Below are 18097 nucleotides of genomic sequence, written 5' to 3' on the forward strand. Positions count from 1 at the left end.
AACCATGAATTCTATAGGGAAAAAAATTAGCGATGCGCGAAAGTTAAAAGGCTTTACTCAGGAAGAACTCGCAGAACTATCAAAAGTGAATCTGAGAACCATTCAAAGAATTGAAAACAACAATAATGAACCTCGCGGAAAAACTTTGAGCCTGATTTGTGATGTGCTTCAAATCGATAAAGCCGATTTACAAGGATTAAATCAGCTCTCGGAGAATAAAACAATGACATCTTATATTATAAATGGCATCTTTTTAATTCTTTTAAACATAATTATAGTGGGAACTATTGGCTATCTGACTTTGCCTATTGAAGCAAATACAAATAGTAAAGTCGGAGCAATTCTTTTAAGTTTTTTTATTCCCTTTTTCATTGTCCATTTTACACAAAAAATAAGAGCAACCAAACGTCTTTTAAAATTTGGAATTGGTTTTGCGGCCTACCTCCTTTTACTTATGTGCGTACAAGGTTTTATTGGTGGATGCCGAATTGGATTTAGATCGTGGATCTTTTCGTGTATATTGATATTTATTGGCGTTTTATTCTATGGGGAAATTCTCTACAAACCAGAGAAATAAAATATACTACAAAATTAGCCTAAGCAAGATTTAAATATAACTCCACAAGAAAGCCTACTTCTAGCCTATATACGCTTAACAAAAATTAATCGTATCACAAAAACATATCTTAAATCGATAAATTTTTAACTACTTCACAAGTGGTACAACTAAAATTACAACAATTTTATTAAATTTATAGCAACGAATTAATTCATGAAATAATTATAAAATAAACATAATTGACATACTTATAAAACATTAAACAAAATGGAAAATAAAAAATCATTATCGTTTCCTTTGATGGTTGTAGTAATCATTTTAGGAGTAACATTATATAAACAGTTTGACTTCGAGAACCTAAAATTTGAGAAACCTGCACTGGCAATTCTTTACATCATTGTTTTTCTGGCATCACTTTACTTTCTGGTAAAAAAGCCAAAGAAAAGCTCTGAAAAATAAAAAACTACTCTTACCCTTATTTGAAGCTTCTTATAAATATTCAATTATTGGTACTAATTATGCAATTGATTTTTTAGAGCGTATAGTTTATTTCTAAGATTTTTTAACAATAAAGGATCCGAAGATTTACTACTTACCTCTGTTAAAAATATTGTTTTTCCAATAGTCATCTTTAGAGCATGTCCTTGTTTATTAAACAACTCTGAAATTAGTTTTGAAGTTTGCAGCATAGGGTGAATTGATTTTAGCATACTAAAGAAAAAACCATTATTTCCGTGAAAATAGATAGGCAATATAGGTACGTTTGCTTTACTGATAACCTTGCCTACTACAGGATGCCACTCCGGGTCTGTTATCTGACTTGTCTTAAAATCATAAGATGAAACTTCTCCTGCAGGAAATATTGCAACGGGAACACCATCGCTTAGTGCTTTGAGCGTCATTTTTAATCCCGTAATACTTGCCGAATTTTGTACGTTCTCAAATGGATTTACTGCAATAATACATTTTGCAAGATTAGGAATTTCCTTTAATAAAAAATTGCCCATATACATCGTATCAGGGCGTCTTTTAGCAATTGTACTTAACAAAGCTAACGATTCGATACCGCCATAAGGATGATTTGCAATAACAATAAAGGCGCCTTTACTAGGAATATTTAATAATTCCGTATCATCAAATTGGACTTCCACTCCAATTTTCGTTAAAACGTAATTTGCAAAATCTGCACCCTCAAGATCACCTCCCTCTTTTACAATGGTATTTAAATTATTAATTTTCATTACTTTCATTAAATAAGAGGATAATCCGGGGATAGGAATTTTAGAAAGGCCGGCAGCTTCAGAAAATTTTTCTTTGGATATTAATGTCATATGCTATTACTATTAAGGTTGAGTGTAAAAACTAATAAAACCCCTAAAAGGAATTGGCACTAGTAATGATTATTATTTATCAGGAAATTTTGTTAATTATAACTTGATGCCTGCAAAAAAGAATTCTACGATATTAAATGGAGAGCCAGGCAATCATCTACAAACTCTTTATTACAATCACGGGTAAAGATACACGATTTTATATGCGAACATTAAATATGCAAATAAAACAACTTTAAAAACCACAAATTTTAAAATAGTTTTACACTGAAGGATTTCAGATGTTAAACTTAACAACTGAATCAAACAAAATTGCTGATAATTTTGTCGACCAAAAAAGCCTGCAAAAAAACATATTTTGCAGGCTTTTATTCCTCTTTAGTGACCTTGGCGGTACAGAATTCGAACCATTTAATGGAAGATTTGAAAATTTTAAATGATTCTTAATTTTTTGATTCGACGTTAATATTACTATTGATTAATCGTGTTTGTGCTGATTCAATAAAGCAGCAAGTCCACTGAATTTTATACCTATATCTGCACGAAAAGCATTCAACGAATTAAAAGCTCTTTTGATTATTTATAAGTTTATTATTATATATTTGATAATAAATAAACCCTGACCTTTATCAGACATATCTACCCAATTTTGGGGTGATAAGTCTAATGTTGTCAGTAGTATATACCAGTTACCTGCCATTTTACTTAACCAAGAAATTCAAAACGAGAATGAGGTATTTAATATTTATTTGTCTTTTTTTATCCTTTATTAGTTGCAATAAATCGAACGAATGGACCGAAAAAGAAAGACAAGATTTTAAAATTAAATATTCAAAAACGATTTATTTTAAACCTGACCCAATATCTTTTACGGGTTTTGAATTTGATGAAATTGATTCAGTTAAAGTTGTCGAGAAAAACAATTCCAAAAAAGTAAATACATTCTTCTTCCATGCTGATAAAGAAAATAATTTGAATCGTATTGAAGACAAAATTTATTGGGCTCATATTGAAAATAATTTAAACGTTAATCATAGTTATGAGTTTTATTTAGGAAAAGACAAACCATATATATTAGACAATATGGAAATGATTATGTGGGCGCAATATACTTCGAATGGTGAAGGATGGGGATGCGAAATGGGAAACTTTACAATTGACAATAAAAAGTTTGAACATATTGGAAACATTAATTTTACGAAAAGAGGATTTAAAGAGAAATGGGAATAAAAAAAACGGCAGGTAACAGCAACTACAACGGATTTGGGCAATTGGCTTAATGGGAAAATGGTTTTGTATTTGGAATGATTTGGCAAATCCGAAAATAGGGCTTAATTTAGTCCCAAACCCGCTGTAGTAGCGGGACGTTGGTCGACAGCAACACACCGAATGGAGAAAAAAGAAACAAATGATAAAAATCAAATTCACATTTTATATATTTTTACTTTTTACAATTATAAGTTGTAATCCGAATTGGGATTTATCAGAATTGTATGTTCAGAAAATTGAAAATTGTTCAAAACTAATTTATAAATATGACGCTTGGGGTGGACGAGATTCTCATATATTTGGAATTGTAATTTTAGATTCGACTGAAAATTTCGACATTAATAGCGTTGAGCCTTTACCTTTTAATCTATTAGAAACAATTCCAACAAAAGAATTAATACTTGGAATTAAAAGTGATAATTCTGATTATACGAATACCAAAAATGAAATTCACAAGCCTGTAGAAGTTACAACTGATAATCGAAGAGAGTTTAAAATCAAAACTAAAATATTTCAATATAAAGGTTATGCAAATCGAAGTGGCGGTTTGGGAAGATACGAATTTGAAAAATTTAAAGAAACTCACGATAGTATAATCTTCTATAATTTAAATGACGTAGAAAGTATGAAACCAGAACATTTGAATACTTTAAAATTTAAAAAAACGAACATTACAATTAGAAAAACGAAACAAAATAATGTTTTACAAATTGAGATTGAAGATTTAAAATTATCTAAAAATGATGAAATTTTATCTAATATTACCTATCATTTAAAACCAAAAGCAGAAACAAATATAAATGCTTTTTCTAATATTGGAATATTTAAAGAACTAAACGTAAAAGAATAAATTGCCATCGCCCAACAACGGCTAAACGCAATTGCTGCATTTCGGTAGATAGAACCTTTATTTTACCTAACTTCATTTACGGTAGCGAAGAATACTCTGTTCTTTAGTCCGCAACTGCCGTTTAAGCCGCGAAACGTTATAAGCCATTTTATGACAATCTTAGAGATAATAAAACATATAGAAATTAACGAAAACTATCAAGGTATTAACTTGACTGAATTTTCTTTTGATGCAGATGATTTTGTAAGCAATGACCAAATTGTCAATACTTTTCTCAAGTCGAAAAGTTTTAGTTATGACAGTCTTCCAGATTGCGTAAAAAGAGAGCCTAAAAAAGGATATTTGCGTAGAGCCTTTTATATGGAACATATAGAAATTAATGATTTCAAAAAATGCAATAACGAAGGCTTAATAAAATTTCTTGTAGATTTTTTAAATGAACCAAATTGGGGAGATGATAGAATTAATTTTGAAAGATTACTTAACAAATATTTTGAAATTCACAATCCTTACGAAAAAAACGATTTCTATATTATTTCGAAAGATTGGTTCGAAGAAGAAAATAAAAAATTGACTGAACCAGAAAATTTGATTTACATTTTTTACTTTCTCATTATTTCAGTTGACAGAAAATCAAAGAGATTAACCCTTACAGAATGGACTTACGATTAATCAAAACGGCTTATAACAGCGGTTTTGCGCTATTGCTGTTTTTGTTGTTGCAGGAACGCGCTTTTTTCATAACTTCGTTTTGTCCAGCCTAGAGAACTCAGTTTCAATTGCCGCAACAGTCGCAAAGCCACAGGACGTTAGCGGTCAGGCTGAAAAAAACAGACGAATGAAAAGAAATTTAGTAATTATGGGGATTATATCAACAATATTAAGTGTATTTGGATGTTCGCCGAACGGGAAAAAAAATGACGAAAAAATCACTCAATCAATTGAAGAATTTAATAACAGAAAGATCTATACAAAACTAACTGAAGAACTACTTGATAATACTTCTGACGATAAATTATTACAATTAGTTTTTGACAACTTATCGCAAAAGAATTCCGAACATTATGAAAATGAATTTGCAAATGTAATGAGTTGGAACAAATCAAAACAAGCAATTTATATAATTTGGGTTTTAGAATCAGAAGTTAATAATGGTGGTTATAATCAATTTTACTTTAATTCAAGTGGACAGTTTTATAAATATTTGCCAGATGCTTTAAAATTAGTTGGAGCAAATAAATATTCCGAATTAACTAAACGAGCTAATGAAACTTTTGAAAAAGAAAATCCAAAAATCACACAACATCAGGATGGAACAATAGAAGGTTTTAGTAAATCTTATGAAGACAATCCATTAAATAAGTTTGACGATGAATTTTATAAACTTTACGAAACAGAAAATTTACAACAATTACAAGTAGATTTTATTAGAAAGCATAAAACTGAATTTATCGACAACTGAAACGTAAAAAAGCCCAAACCGCTAACAGCTGTTTAGCGAGATTGGGGTTTTAGGCTGAATTTAAAGATGGTTTTGTACTTAGGAAATTTGTGTTTAACCGAAAAATCCCGCATCCTTATTCCCCAAACTCGCCAAGCGCCAGAACGTTACCAGCTAGTTTACCAAAACAGAATGACAAAAGAATTATGAAGAACGTATTTAAAGTAATAACAATATTCTTGATTTCATTCAATTTAAATGCTCAAGTAGAAGGCAAATTCAAACATAAAATATGTAAATACGGACCAAATTGTTTTGTTTTAAAATTTGACATAAACGGTACTTTTGAATTTATTTATAGTCAAGATATTTTAGGAAGTGGAACTTTAACAGGTAAATATGTAAAAGTAAAAGATACACTTAAATTAACTCCAGATAAAGTGTTTTTTTCGCATCCAACAGAAATAATTGAAACCGAAAATTCAGATTCAAAAATTACTAAAATAGTTGTAAAGTATCAAAGAGCATCAAAAAAAGGAGAAGAAAAAACGGAAAATTTTGAATGTTATTTGTCAATAAATGACGAAAAATATTTAAAAACCGACCAAAATGGGACATTAGTAATTCCTAAAATGAAAATTAACAAAATCCAAATAAAAGATATTTTCGAAATAGAATTAAAAAGCGAACCTTTAGTAAAATTAACTGAAACAATCTTTTATCCCAAACTTGACAAAAATTATATAGAATTACTCACGTCTGAAAGTGATGAAGGAATTGATTTAGCAATGTCAAGCTGGATGACAAAATTGTTACTAATTAAAGGGCGGAAATTGTTTCCTATAAGTTTTGAACCCGAAGAAGTATACTTGGGTAAAGAAAAAACATATTACGAAAAATTTAATTAATATTCAGTAAAAAAAAACAGCTGGTAACACACGCTACAAGCAATTTGGGCATTTGGCTTAATGGAAAAATTGGTTTGTATTTGGAAGATTTGGTAAATCCGAAAGATAACGCTGATTTAATCCCAAACTGCGTGTAGCGCGGGAACGTTATTTCGCAGTAGAAGAAACATAATGGAAGAAAACGAAGATAAAAAACAAGTATATTTTAAAGGAGTTTATGACAATATTAAAAATATTGGATATCATACAACAGCAATAATGGAAGAAGAAAACTTCACTCCTTTTGCGTACTCTACTGGAATATTTGAAAACTTTAAAATACCTGAATTATTCATTTCTGGACTTGGTCCAAATCTATCAGGTGAGCTTATAAAAAACTATGTCGAAAAATTTAAATTTGGAAAAGTCCCTTTAAATGAAAGACTTGATAATTTAAGCAAAAAGTTTCCAGTTTACTTAATAAAAGTTGATAATGAACACTTGACCGAATATACTCTAACTTCAATTAAATTTTATGAAAATCGTAATTATGAATATTTGCAACTCGTTTTTCCAGACTTAAATGGAAATTTTCCGAATGAGAGTAACTATGATTACGACCAAAAAATAATTGGAGAATTCTACGCTTAAATAAAGAAACAACCGCTAACACACGCTACAAGCAATTTGGGTATTAGGCTCAATTGAAAAATTGGGTTGTATTTGGGGATTTGGCAAATCCGAGAATAGGGCTTAATTTAGTCCCAAACCCGCTGTAGTAACAGAACGTTAGAAATAATCATATGACAAAATTATATTACAAAAGACATTTTAACGAAAGCCGGATTGAAAAATTCGAAACTTGGGGAACCTGTGGCTTTTATTTTGAATCAAATCAAAAAGGAGAAATACTTCGACAAATTGAAGTTTATGAAAATGGCAGAAGATTAAAATATAGTGAAGAAATATTAGAAGATGAGTTTGGATTTCTTTCAGATCAAAAAATTGACCTTTTAGAATTTGAAAAATTCATTATAAACAAAAAAGACTTTGAATATCAATGGGAACAGTGATAAATTATATTATAGGCGATGCTACAAATCCGAAAATAATCGGTAATAAAATCATTGTCCATATTTGTAATGATATTGGAGGTTGGGGAAAAGGATTTGTAATGGCAATTTCTAAACGTTGGAAAGAACCAGAAAAAAAATATCGAGAGTGGTTTAAATTGCAAGACAACTTCTTACTTGGGCAAGTTCAATTTATAAAAGTAGAAGACGATATTTGGATTGCAAATTTAATTGGACAGCACAAAATAAACAAGGATGAAAATGGTAATGCCCCAATCCGTTATGATGCAATAAAAATTGGACTTAAGAAAGTTGCTGAATTTGCAACAGAAAATAAATCATCTGTACATATGCCCAGAATTGGTTGTGGATTAGCAGGTGGAACGTGGAACAAAATAGAACCGTTAATACAAAAAACTTTGTTGAACAACGAAATCGAAACTTATGTTTATGACTTCATTTAAATTAAGTGATATAAATAATCGAAAAATTGTTCTGTATTTTTGATGGTTTTCAAATCCGCAAAGATATATTTAAACGCAAAGTCGAGCAACAGAATCTTTTTGATTTTAATAATTATCGCTAAATAAGAACATAGGACAGAAAATGGATTGGAGGTTTAACACAATATGGCTTGAAGAGTTAGAGCAAAGCAAAATCTTTAGTAAGGATTTTAAAGAAAATTCTATTCAAACAGAGAACAAGAATTTTGACAACTCTGAATACGCAATTATATGGCATCTAAAAGAAAAACTAAATTCATTTGACAATTTATCAGAAACTGACAAACTTTTGTATCTAGAACTAAATTGCGCAAACATCAAAAATTTTACTGGGCTTGAAAAATTTAATAATCTCAAAAGACTTGAACTTCATTACTGCGTAAAACTTCAAGAAGACAGAGGATTAAATCAAATTAGAAACAGTCTAGAGTTTTTACATATTAATCAATCTAAAAAACTCAAGTTTACTGATGAGCTTTTAAAGTTAAAAAAGCTAAAAGTTTTATGCTTAAATGCCTGCGCACCCATTGAAAACCTTAATTTTTTAAATAGTTTTCCAAATCTCATTGACTTTCGATTTGTAAATACCAACATTTTGGACGGAAACCTAAAACCAATTCTTGAGCATCCCACACTACGAACAGTAGGCTTTTTAAACAAGAAACATTACAACTACAAGTCGGAAAAAATAAAACAAGAGCTTGAAAACAAGGGCGACAAAGAATATAAAACAATTGTTGAAAAAGGAGAATATTCAACATATAGATATGATTATTAGTAACCTTACAACTATTACAAGTATTTGGCAATTTGCTTAATTAATCCGCTAACTGAGCATGGAGTTCAAGTTGGAAAATAAACAATAGCATTAGAAGCTGAAAGAGAATCTTAAAACGTAACAGATCCATTAATAGGGTTCGAACCAAAATTTCCTTTAAATCTAGACATTTTCAAAACTAAAAGAAAATTTTGAAAATTTTCGAACCATAAAAAAGCCTGCAAAATATACACTTTGCAGGCTTTCAATTTTTATAGTGACCACGGAGGGGTTCGAACCCCCAACCCTCAGAGCCGAAATCTGATATTCTATCCAGTTGAACTACGTGGTCAAAAACTTAAATTTCAATTTTTTGAATCCCAAATTCCAACTTTTACATTTGGAATTTGGAATTTATATATTGGAATTTTATTATACTAATAATTTTTTTACAATTGCAGAAATAGTTTTTCCTTCAGCAGTTCCGCCTAATTGTGCAGAAGCTAATCCCATAACTTTTCCCATTGAGGCAATTCCTGAAGCTCCTGTTTCAGCGATAATTTTTGCAACTACAGCTTCTACTTCTTCTTCACTTAATTGTGCAGGTAAAAATTTCTCGATTACAGCAACCTGAGCCAATTCCGGCTCTGCTAAATCAGGACGATTTTGCTCTGTAAAAATACGAGCACTTTCTTTACGGGTTTTAACTAATCTTTGAAGTAATTTAATTTCATCGTCTTCTGTTAATTCTTCTTTAGAACCTGATGATGTTGCAGCTAATAGCATTTCAGATTTAATGGCTCTTAATGCTTCTAATGCTACTGTATCTTTTGCTCTCATGGCGGTTTTAATCTCGTCCATGATTAATGTTTGTAAACTCATCTTATTTTTTTATTTAAATAGGTACTACCTATAATTGATATGCATATTTGAAATTGCAATCTCGACTTCGCCCGAACTGACAACAAGATTAACTTTAAAAGCTAAGTATAGAAGTCAAATTTTAAATTCTGTGCGAAGATAAAAAAAATAACCCGAAAATTAAATCCAATTTTCGGGCTATCTTTATTATTAGGATTGTAAAATTAATCTACGTTGTCGTGCAAAAATGAATTGTTTGAACGCAACTGCAAATCGTTGTTACTATCTGTTCCAACTGATATTCTCGAATTGTTATTATTTGATTGAGAATTTGATAAATCGATACCTAATCTTTTGTAAGCAGGCTCTTTTTCAAGTTCATCAATTCTTGAAACATTATTATGGAATTTATAATTAAATTCTTTTAGTTTCTTTCTTCTTTCTTCAGCTCTCAAACGTAAAGTTTCCTCGATTGTCAATTCCATCGGAGAAACCTCTGAAGTTGTTGTAAAATGAGCTTCACTTGCAAAATCAGTTTTTTGCTTCATCGTGATATTTAATTCCGCAGGAATTACATCTTCTACCACTTTATCCACAGGTTTTGACGCTACTAACTCATTCTCTACCTCCATATATTCTTCCAGAGAATATTTGATGATTCCTTTATCTGAAAGCTCTGTTACCGGAACAAACTGAACCGGATCGTTTACTTTTATATTACGGGTCTCATTCGATAATTCGAATAAAACTTTATTTTCCTGTTCTGCAACCGGTTCCTTTTTAACTTCTGGCTCTGATCTAAAAAGAGGCAAATCGAATGAGAAAGTCGTTTGTTCTTCTCTTTCAAAAGTTCTTTGCTGAACCTGCTGAATTGGTTTTACATCCTGAAAAATTGGAGTTTCCGCAGCCGAAATAGTAAAATCAATATCGCTAATAGGCGAAACAATTTCGAAAGTTACGTCAAGATTTTTGATAAACTCAGACATAACCACTAATTCTTCCTTATTCATTTGCGGATTTCCTGCAACACTCGTTGACGGATTTCCTGTAACATTCATTGATGGATTGCCTACAACATTCATTGACGGAGTAACAGCAACTGGCGCAACTTCAATTGGAGCAACTTCAACTGGAGCAACATGCGTAGCTGTAAACGGCATTTCGGTATCTTCATCATCCATTAAATCAAAAACAATTTTCTCTTCAGATTTTGCAGTAGGTGTTTCTGCATTTACATCAAAAGAAGTAACTGATTTATTCGATAAATTATGAACACTTCTTTGCTCATCCTCTAGCGTATGAATGATTTTTTTAGGCTCTGTATTTACAATTTCATTTTGTTGTTCAACATCAAAACCTGTTGCAATAATAGTCACGGCAATAGCATCACCAAGAGTTTCGTCTTCACCAACCCCCATGATAATATTGGCATTATGACCTGCTTCTACCTGAATGTGATCATTGATTTCTCCAATCTCATCCAATGTAATTTCGTTTGATCCAGAAACGATAAGCAACAATACGTTTTTGGCTCCTGTAATTTTGTTATCGTTTAACAATGGAGAATCCAATGCAGAAACAATAGCATCCTTGGCTCTGTTTTCGCCTTCGGCAACAGAAGATCCCATGATCGCTGTTCCACTGTTTGACAAAACAGTTTTAGCATCACGTAAATCGATATTTTGAGTATAGTGGTGCGTAATTACTTCAGCAATACCTCTTGAGGCTGTTGCTAAAACTTCATCCGCTTTCGAGAATCCTGCTTTAAAACCAAGATTTCCGTATACTTCTCTTAGCTTATTATTATTAATTACAATTAGCGAATCGACTTGCTTACGCAATTTTTCGATTCCTAAAAGCGCTTGCTCCTGACGTACTTTTCCTTCGAACTGAAAAGGAATAGTCACGATACCAACCGTAAGGATTTCTCTTTCTTTGGCCAATTGTGCAATTACCGGAGCTGCACCAGTACCTGTACCACCACCCATACCAGCGGTAATAAATACCATCTTAGTACCACGGTCTAACATTTTTTCGATATCGGCGATACTCTCAATAGCAGATTGCTGTCCTACATCAGGATTTGCTCCTGCTCCAAGACCTTCTGTTAGATTCATACCTAATTGAATTTTATTAGGTACCGAACTGTTCTGTAGTGCCTGTGAATCGGTATTACAAACGATGAAATCAACGCCTTTAATACCTTGTTTAAACATATGGTTGATAGCATTACTACCACCTCCACCTACACCTATTACTTTGATAACATTTGATTGGTTTTTTGGTAAATCAAATGAAATACTTCCAAATTCTGAGTTGCTCATCATCTTTTTGGTTTTTGAAATTCTTATTTAATACATTTTTTACTTCTTGACTTGGGGCCAAAAAAGTAATCCTTTTCTTTTATTATTTTATTCTGCGTTGTCTAAAAAATCTTTGATTTTATCGACATATCGGTCAAAAAATGATCTTCTAATTTTAGTTTCAGTAGATTCTTCCTTAGCGGCATTACTTCTGAGATCTCTGGATTCTTCAATAGTTTCTACTCTTTCAACGTAGTTTTCTTCTACTTCGTATCGTTGCTGTACAGGTTGTTGCACTTGCGGAGGAACATTTCTGTAAACCACTTTTGGCTGCTCATTTACAATCTCCATTCTAACAGCACTTTGCGTGCTATTTTCGATACTGTTCATCACTAAACCAACTGCGGTTGCAAATAACGGACTAGAAATTTCTTCGCTCGAATTTCCTGCTAAATGCTCATTTGGATATCCAATTCTGGTATCCATACCTGTAATGTACTCTACTAATTGTTTGATATGTTTTAGTTGAGCCCCTCCACCGGTCAGAACAATTCCCGCAATTAATTTTTTACGGGGATCTTCGTGTCCATACGCTTTAATTTCTGCAAAAACCTGCTCTACAATTTCAACCACACGGGCATGAATAATTTTAGATAAGTTTTTAAGCGAAATCTCTTTTGGCTCTCTGCCTCTTAACCCGGGAATAGAAACAATCTCGTTGTCTTTATTTTCTCCGGGCCAGGCTGATCCGAATTTTATTTTTAAAAGCTCTGCTTGTTTTTCGATAATCGAACAACCTTCTTTGATATCGTCTGTAATTACATTTCCTCCAAAAGGAATCACTGCTGTATGACGAATAATACCATCTTTAAAAATGGCTAAATCTGTTGTCCCCCCACCAATATCAATCAGGGCTACACCTGCTTCTTTTTCTTCCTGACTTAAAACTGCATCTGCCGAAGCTAACGGTTCTAATGTCAAACCTGACAATTCGATTCCTGAACTCTGAATACATCTTCCAACATTTCTGATAGATGATGCCTGCCCAACTACAACGTGAAAACTAGATTCCAATCTTCCGCCGTACATTCCGATTGGTTCTTTGATCTCCGATTGTCCGTCGATTTTAAATTCCTGTGGCAAAACGTGAATAATTTCTTCTCCCGGTAACATGGCCAGTTTATTTACCTGGTCAATCAAAAGCTGAATATCTTTTTCGCCAATTACTTCTTCCGGATTATTACGGCTGATGTAATCTGTATGCTGAATACTTCTGATGTGTTGTCCTGCGATACCTACAACAACATCTTTTATTTTATAACCCGAATTGTTTTCTGCTTCAAGTATTGCTTGCTGAATGGACTGAATAGTTTGCGTAATGTTGTTTACAACTCCTCTCGCAACTCCTAAACTTTTGGATTTTCCAATACCCAAAATTTCCAACTTTCCATACTCATTCTTCTTGCCGATCATGGCAACTATCTTTGTCGTTCCAATATCTAGACCTACTGCAATGTTATCTTTTTCCATTTTCTATTATTTTGTGCAAACTACTTGTTCCGTAAACCTAAGGTCAATCTTATTGTATTTATATAACGAACTATCTAAAACCGCTTTTTGAAAAAAGGCCTTATAGTTATTAAATTTCTTATCAACATTCATCGTTCTGCCAAAATCGATGAAGTAATTATAATTTCTATTAAACATTTTTAGGCTACCATTCGGCATAATTTGAATTGCAATGATGTTTTTTCTCAAAAACGCATCGTCATAAATTGTGCGAAATAAAGTAGCTAAATCTTCGTTATTTTTTTTATTTATTGCCCCAGAAACAAGTGGAACCCGAGCAGTATAATTGTCTGACAAAGGCATTTTATTACCCTCATAGTCAATATAAAAAGAAGCGTCACCATCATAAACTCTTGCTATTGGTGTCTTCTGTTTTACTACTGCTTTTAGAACCCCATCAATACTTACAAAAACGTCTGACTTCTCAATCATCTCTTGCGTATCAAGGGTTTTCTCAATCTTATTCAAATCTAGTTCATCTTTTCGGATACTGGAAGCGTCTCTTTTATTTTCTATCAACAATTTATTAACCGTTTCCGGCTTCACAAAAAGCGTATTTTCTCCTACAAAAACAACCATCGATTTTTTCAATTTTCGATCCCCATTTCGATGTTGAGCAAAAGAATATAAAAATAAAACAAGCCCTAAAATGAGAATTAATCTAATATTTGTCCAATTAAATATTTTCATTTAGCATTTTTTTGATTGACGGAACCATCTCTCCAATATCACCAGCTCCTATTGTCACAATTATTGGCGCATCACTGGCTTTGATCTCCGCTAATAAATCATTTTTTGCAACAATTTTTTTGTTCGAATTTGTCATTTTCCCTAACAGCCATTGCGATGTAATCCCTTCCATCGGCAACTCACGTGCAGGGTAAATATCCATTAAAAACACTTCATCAAACTGCGATAAACTTTCAGCAAACCCCTCAGCAAAATCTCTTGTTCTGCTAAACAAATGCGGCTGAAAAATAGCCAACACTTTACGATCCGGATACAACTCCCTAATCGCTTGATGTACAGCATTTATTTCTGTTGGATGATGTGCATAATCATCTATATATACTAATTTTTCTGATTTAATCTGATACGAAAAACGTCTTCTGATTCCGTTAAATGAAGCAATAGCTTTTGCAATCAAGTCGGTCGGGGTGCCAAAAGTCTTAGCCATTGCAATAGCCATCAATCCATTCATCAAATTGTGTTTTCCAGGCAATCCAAAATGCAAATCTTTCATAATTTCTGATGGCGTCTGCACATCAAAAACATAACTTCCGTTTTCTATGCGAACATTAAAAGCCTTATATACAGCATCTTCATTTATAGCACATTGCACACCTTCAAGTGGCAACTCTTTTGTTATAAACAACTTATTTTTATCTTCTACTTTCGAAGCAAATTCAACAAACGAGGCTTCGATTGCTTCACTTGTTCCGTAAATATCCAAATGATCTGCATCCATCGAGGTAATACAGGCAATATTGGGGTGTAAATGCAAAAACGAACGATCGAATTCATCTGCTTCAACAACTGTTACAGTTTTTCCGTTCCCGATTAAATTAGAATTGTAATTCTCTACTATTCCACCCACAAAGGCAGTAACATCTGCTCCGCTTTCGTATAAAATATGACCCAGAATACTTGACGTTGTTGTTTTTCCGTGTGTTCCGGCAACAGCAAAACTAAAAGTGTCTTTGGTAATAATTCCTAAAACCTCGGCACGTTTTTTTATTTCGTAATTTCTCTCGATAAAATAATGCCACTCAGAATGCGTAACAGGAACTGCGGGGGTAAAAATCACCAAAGTATTTTCTAGAAAATAATCAGAAGGAATCAGATTAATATTATCTTCAAAATGAATATCAATACCGCTTTCAATCAACTCAGTTGTTAACATTGATGGCGTTTTGTCGTAACCAGAAACCTGTTTTCCGATATTTTTAAAATAGCGGGCCAGAGCACTCATTCCGATGCCTCCAATGCCAATAAAATAAACGTTCTGTATCTGATTTAAATTCATTTCTATTTAATTTTGAGCTATTTACAAGTTGCTTTACGCTATAAAAAACTAGTACTTAGGCCTTTGTAATTTTATTATTTTAATAACTCAAAACGCTTAAAAATAGCGTTCTAAATTTTTATTCTGTTCTATAATTTTCGTAAAAAGTTATATTATAACAACTTTTTAATCTGATCTACAATCTCTTTGGTTGCATTTGGCATTGCCAGCTTTTTGATATTATCGCTTAATTGTTTTTGTTTGCCATGATCTTTCATCAAGGCCTCAAAGACAATACTAAACTGACTGTCTAATTCTGATTCTTTCAATAAAATAGCCCCTTTTGCATCTACTATTGCCTGAGCATTTTTAGTTTGATGATCTTCGGCTACATTTGGCGAGGGAATAAAAATTACCGGTTTACCCACAATACATAATTCAGATACTGATGATGCTCCTGCTCTTGAAATAATCACATCTGCCGCAGCATATACAAAATCCATTCTTTCAATAAAATCAACGACTCTTACGTGCTGTTGACTGTGTTTTTTATATTCTTCAAAATATAACTTCCCGCACTGCCAGATGATCTGAACATCTTGCGTAAGCATATTTTGTAATTCTTTCTCAATTAACTGGTTGACTCTTCTTGCACCTAAGCTTCCGCCCAAAACCAGCAATGTTTTTTTATTAGGATCTAAACCATAAAAAGCAATTGCTTCATCACGTTTGCTTTCGATATCGATCAAATCCTGACGAACCGGATTTCCTGTTAAGACAATTTTCTCTTTAGGAAAAAATCGTTCTAAATTTCCGTACGCCACACAAATTGCATTGGCTTTTTTGCTCAACAATTTATTGGTAATTCCCGGAAATGAATTTTGTTCCTGAATCACCGTTGGTATTCCTGCTCCTCCAGCTGCCTGCAATAAAGGCCCACTTGCAAAACCGCCTGTACCAATTACCACATTTGGCTTGAACTGTTTGATAATTCGTCTTGACTCTAGCAAACTTGTTGCCAATTTTAGCGGAAACATCAAATTTTGCAAGGTTAATTTTCTTTGCAAACCTGCGATCCAAAGCCCTTTGATTTCATAACCTGCCTGAGGCACTTTTTGCATTTCCATTTTATCCTGAGCTCCTACAAAAAGAAACTCAGCATCAGGGAATTGCGTTTTTAATTCATTGGCAATAGCGATTGCAGGATAGATATGCCCTCCTGTTCCGCCACCACTTAATATGAATTTATAATTTGTCATATTTTTAAAAGTTATTCGCTTTAAAAAACTATTTGTATTCTTTTTTTTACTTATTCAAAACTGCATTCATCGGATTTCTGGAATTATCTTCTATCGAATACATTCCTTCTTCTTCATAAACTGGTTCTTTTTCATTACTAATCAAATCTTCTTCGGCCAGTTCTTTATCGATTAATCTCTGAAGCGCTTCTTTTCTTCTTTCTTTTTCTTGCTGTTCTTCGGCGATTTCTTCCTCTTTTTTCGTTACACTAATGATAATCCCAAGAGAGAAACACGTCATCCAGATCGAACTACCTCCACTACTTATCAGCGGAAGAGTCTGTCCCGTTACCGGTAATAATTCTACTGCAACTGCCATATTGATCATCGCCTGAAATATCATCGGAAAACCGAGCCCGACGACCACTAACTTCCCAAATAGTGTATTGGCTTTATGCGATGCAATTACAAATCTGAATAACAGCAATAAGTACAAAACCAAAATGGCTACTCCGCCCACTAAACCATATTCTTCGACAATAATTGCATAAATAAAATCTGAAGATGATTGGGGCAAAAAGTTTTTCTGAACACTTTTTCCAGGTCCTAATCCTCCTAATTTTCCTGATGCAATGGCAATTTTTGCTTTCTCTATTTGATAATCATCTTCATCTGGTTTATCTGTGGTAAAGTTCGTAATACGACTTTCCCAGGTTGAAACCCTACTGAAGAATCTTGAATCCGGAAATGCTTTGGCTACCAAAAGGAAAAACAACAGCATCCCGATTCCTGAACCAATGATAAAGCCAATATATTTAAGCGGATATCTGCCAATAAATGTCAACATAATTACCATCGAAAATATCAACGCTGTGGTCGAAAAGTTAGCTGGTAATATCAAAACCAATGTAATAAAGACAGGTATCCAAAGCTGTATTAACGAGGTTTGAAACGGCTCATTTTCTTCTCTTGTTTTTGACAAATAACGTGCAACATAAATAAACAATATACTAGCCGCCAAAGTAGAGGTTTGAAACGTAATACCAATAAAAGGTACCTGAATCCAACGACTTGCATTTGCTCCGGCAATTACAGTTCCTTTTAGCAATGTATACAAAAGTAAAAACCAAACAACAGGTAACGCTACTTTTGAAATTGCTCTAAAATAATGATATGGAATTCTGTGAACCCAATATATAATTAGAAAACCAATACAAACGTGAGCCAGATGTTTTACTAAATAACCCAATGTATTCCCCGTCCCGTGACCTATATAAGCCAAATTACTACTCGCACTAAAAACAGGCATAAACGAAAACAGCGCTAATAAAGCCACGAATGACCATATTACCCTATCTCCTTTTAATTTGTTTACTAATTCCTTCATGTTTTTAGTTTCAGGTTTTTCTTGTTTCAGGTTTCAGATTCCCACATAACGTGAAACCTGAAAC

19 protein-coding genes and 1 tRNA gene are annotated in these 18097 nt (G+C 32.8%); 11 read left to right on the plus strand and 9 right to left on the minus strand.

The window, feature by feature from the left end; genetic code table 11:
• The first annotated feature begins 4 nt into the window (after nucleotides 1–4).
• Together IRZ78_RS21625 and IRZ78_RS21630 are read left to right on the plus strand one after the other, a co-directional pair.
• Nucleotides 5–577, plus strand: a complete 573-nt coding sequence (locus tag IRZ78_RS21625) for a helix-turn-helix transcriptional regulator (RefSeq protein ID WP_194618716.1) — start codon at nucleotides 5–7, stop codon at nucleotides 575–577.
• Nucleotides 578–826: 249 nt separating this feature from the next.
• Nucleotides 827–1018 (plus strand): hypothetical protein, encoded by a 192-nt coding sequence (locus IRZ78_RS21630; protein ID WP_194618718.1) that lies wholly within the window; start codon nucleotides 827–829, stop codon nucleotides 1016–1018.
• A gap of 53 nt (nucleotides 1019–1071) precedes the next feature.
• Here IRZ78_RS21630 and IRZ78_RS21635 read toward each other — a convergent pair whose 3' ends face one another.
• Complete coding sequence (locus tag IRZ78_RS21635; RefSeq protein ID WP_194618720.1) at nucleotides 1072–1890, minus strand: hypothetical protein; 819 nt, start codon at nucleotides 1888–1890, stop codon at nucleotides 1072–1074.
• A 729-nt stretch (nucleotides 1891–2619) separates the two neighbouring features.
• Here IRZ78_RS21635 and IRZ78_RS21640 point away from each other — a divergent pair.
• The 9 genes from IRZ78_RS21640 to IRZ78_RS21680 all read left to right on the plus strand — a co-directional run bounded on the left by IRZ78_RS21640 (nucleotide 2620) and on the right by IRZ78_RS21680 (nucleotide 8691).
• On the plus strand, nucleotides 2620–3120 hold the full coding sequence (locus IRZ78_RS21640; RefSeq protein WP_194618722.1) for a hypothetical protein: 501 nt from the start codon (nucleotides 2620–2622) through the stop codon (nucleotides 3118–3120).
• Nucleotides 3121–3298: 178 nt separating this feature from the next.
• Entirely contained in the window at nucleotides 3299–4009 is a 711-nt protein-coding gene (locus IRZ78_RS21645) for a hypothetical protein (RefSeq protein WP_194618724.1), read from the plus strand.
• A gap of 150 nt (nucleotides 4010–4159) precedes the next feature.
• A complete protein-coding gene (locus IRZ78_RS21650) occupies nucleotides 4160–4681 on the plus strand; it encodes a hypothetical protein (RefSeq protein ID WP_194618726.1) in 522 nt (173 codons plus the stop codon).
• 166 nt (nucleotides 4682–4847) lie between these two features.
• Complete coding sequence (locus IRZ78_RS21655; protein ID WP_228520557.1) at nucleotides 4848–5471, plus strand: DUF4375 domain-containing protein; 624 nt, start codon at nucleotides 4848–4850, stop codon at nucleotides 5469–5471.
• A gap of 185 nt (nucleotides 5472–5656) precedes the next feature.
• Entirely contained in the window at nucleotides 5657–6358 is a 702-nt protein-coding gene (locus IRZ78_RS21660; RefSeq protein WP_194618728.1) for a hypothetical protein, read from the plus strand.
• A gap of 171 nt (nucleotides 6359–6529) precedes the next feature.
• Nucleotides 6530–6988, plus strand: a complete 459-nt coding sequence (locus IRZ78_RS21665) for a DUF4262 domain-containing protein (protein WP_194618729.1) — start codon at nucleotides 6530–6532, stop codon at nucleotides 6986–6988.
• Nucleotides 6989–7140: 152 nt separating this feature from the next.
• A complete protein-coding gene (locus tag IRZ78_RS21670; RefSeq protein WP_194618732.1) occupies nucleotides 7141–7410 on the plus strand; it encodes a hypothetical protein in 270 nt (89 codons plus the stop codon).
• Nucleotides 7407–7874, plus strand: coding sequence for a macro domain-containing protein (locus IRZ78_RS21675; RefSeq protein ID WP_347349841.1), 468 nt, complete (start codon nucleotides 7407–7409; stop codon nucleotides 7872–7874). The genes IRZ78_RS21670 and IRZ78_RS21675 overlap by 4 nt, the downstream gene beginning before the upstream one ends.
• 328 nt (nucleotides 7875–8202) lie before the next feature.
• Nucleotides 8203–8691, plus strand: coding sequence for a hypothetical protein (locus tag IRZ78_RS21680; RefSeq protein ID WP_228520558.1), 489 nt, complete (start codon nucleotides 8203–8205; stop codon nucleotides 8689–8691).
• Between the two features lie 257 nt (nucleotides 8692–8948).
• On the opposite strand, the gene IRZ78_RS21685 is transcribed toward IRZ78_RS21680, so the two are convergent.
• The 8 genes from IRZ78_RS21685 to IRZ78_RS21720 all read right to left on the minus strand — a co-directional run bounded on the left by IRZ78_RS21685 (nucleotide 8949) and on the right by IRZ78_RS21720 (nucleotide 18033).
• Nucleotides 8949–9022, minus strand: a tRNA-Arg gene (locus tag IRZ78_RS21685).
• A gap of 80 nt (nucleotides 9023–9102) precedes the next feature.
• Nucleotides 9103–9552 (minus strand): GatB/YqeY domain-containing protein, encoded by a 450-nt coding sequence (locus tag IRZ78_RS21690; RefSeq protein WP_194618745.1) that lies wholly within the window; start codon nucleotides 9550–9552, stop codon nucleotides 9103–9105.
• A 203-nt stretch (nucleotides 9553–9755) separates the two neighbouring features.
• Nucleotides 9756–11858 carry a cell division protein FtsZ gene (gene ftsZ / locus IRZ78_RS21695; RefSeq protein ID WP_194618747.1) on the minus strand — a complete coding sequence of 701 codons (2103 nt, stop codon included), beginning with the start codon at nucleotides 11856–11858 and terminating at the stop codon, nucleotides 9756–9758.
• A gap of 84 nt (nucleotides 11859–11942) precedes the next feature.
• On the minus strand, nucleotides 11943–13364 hold the full coding sequence (gene ftsA / locus IRZ78_RS21700; protein WP_194618749.1) for a cell division protein FtsA: 1422 nt from the start codon (nucleotides 13362–13364) through the stop codon (nucleotides 11943–11945).
• A gap of 6 nt (nucleotides 13365–13370) precedes the next feature.
• Complete coding sequence (locus IRZ78_RS21705) at nucleotides 13371–14093, minus strand: cell division protein FtsQ (RefSeq protein WP_194618751.1); 723 nt, start codon at nucleotides 14091–14093, stop codon at nucleotides 13371–13373.
• Nucleotides 14080–15429 (minus strand): UDP-N-acetylmuramate--L-alanine ligase, encoded by a 1350-nt coding sequence (gene murC / locus IRZ78_RS21710; protein WP_194618753.1) that lies wholly within the window; start codon nucleotides 15427–15429, stop codon nucleotides 14080–14082. Before murC ends, IRZ78_RS21705 begins: the two co-directional genes overlap by 14 nt.
• A 152-nt stretch (nucleotides 15430–15581) precedes the next feature.
• A complete protein-coding gene (gene murG / locus IRZ78_RS21715) occupies nucleotides 15582–16667 on the minus strand; it encodes an undecaprenyldiphospho-muramoylpentapeptide beta-N-acetylglucosaminyltransferase (protein WP_194618755.1) in 1086 nt (361 codons plus the stop codon).
• 46 nt (nucleotides 16668–16713) lie between these two features.
• Nucleotides 16714–18033: an FtsW/RodA/SpoVE family cell cycle protein gene (locus IRZ78_RS21720; RefSeq protein ID WP_194618757.1), complete on the minus strand. Its 1320-nt coding sequence runs from the start codon at nucleotides 18031–18033 to the stop codon at nucleotides 16714–16716.
• Between the last annotated feature and the right edge of the window lie 64 nt (nucleotides 18034–18097).

Source organism: Flavobacterium sp. CSZ, assembly GCF_015350725.1.
Lineage (GTDB): Bacteria > Bacteroidota > Bacteroidia > Flavobacteriales > Flavobacteriaceae > Flavobacterium.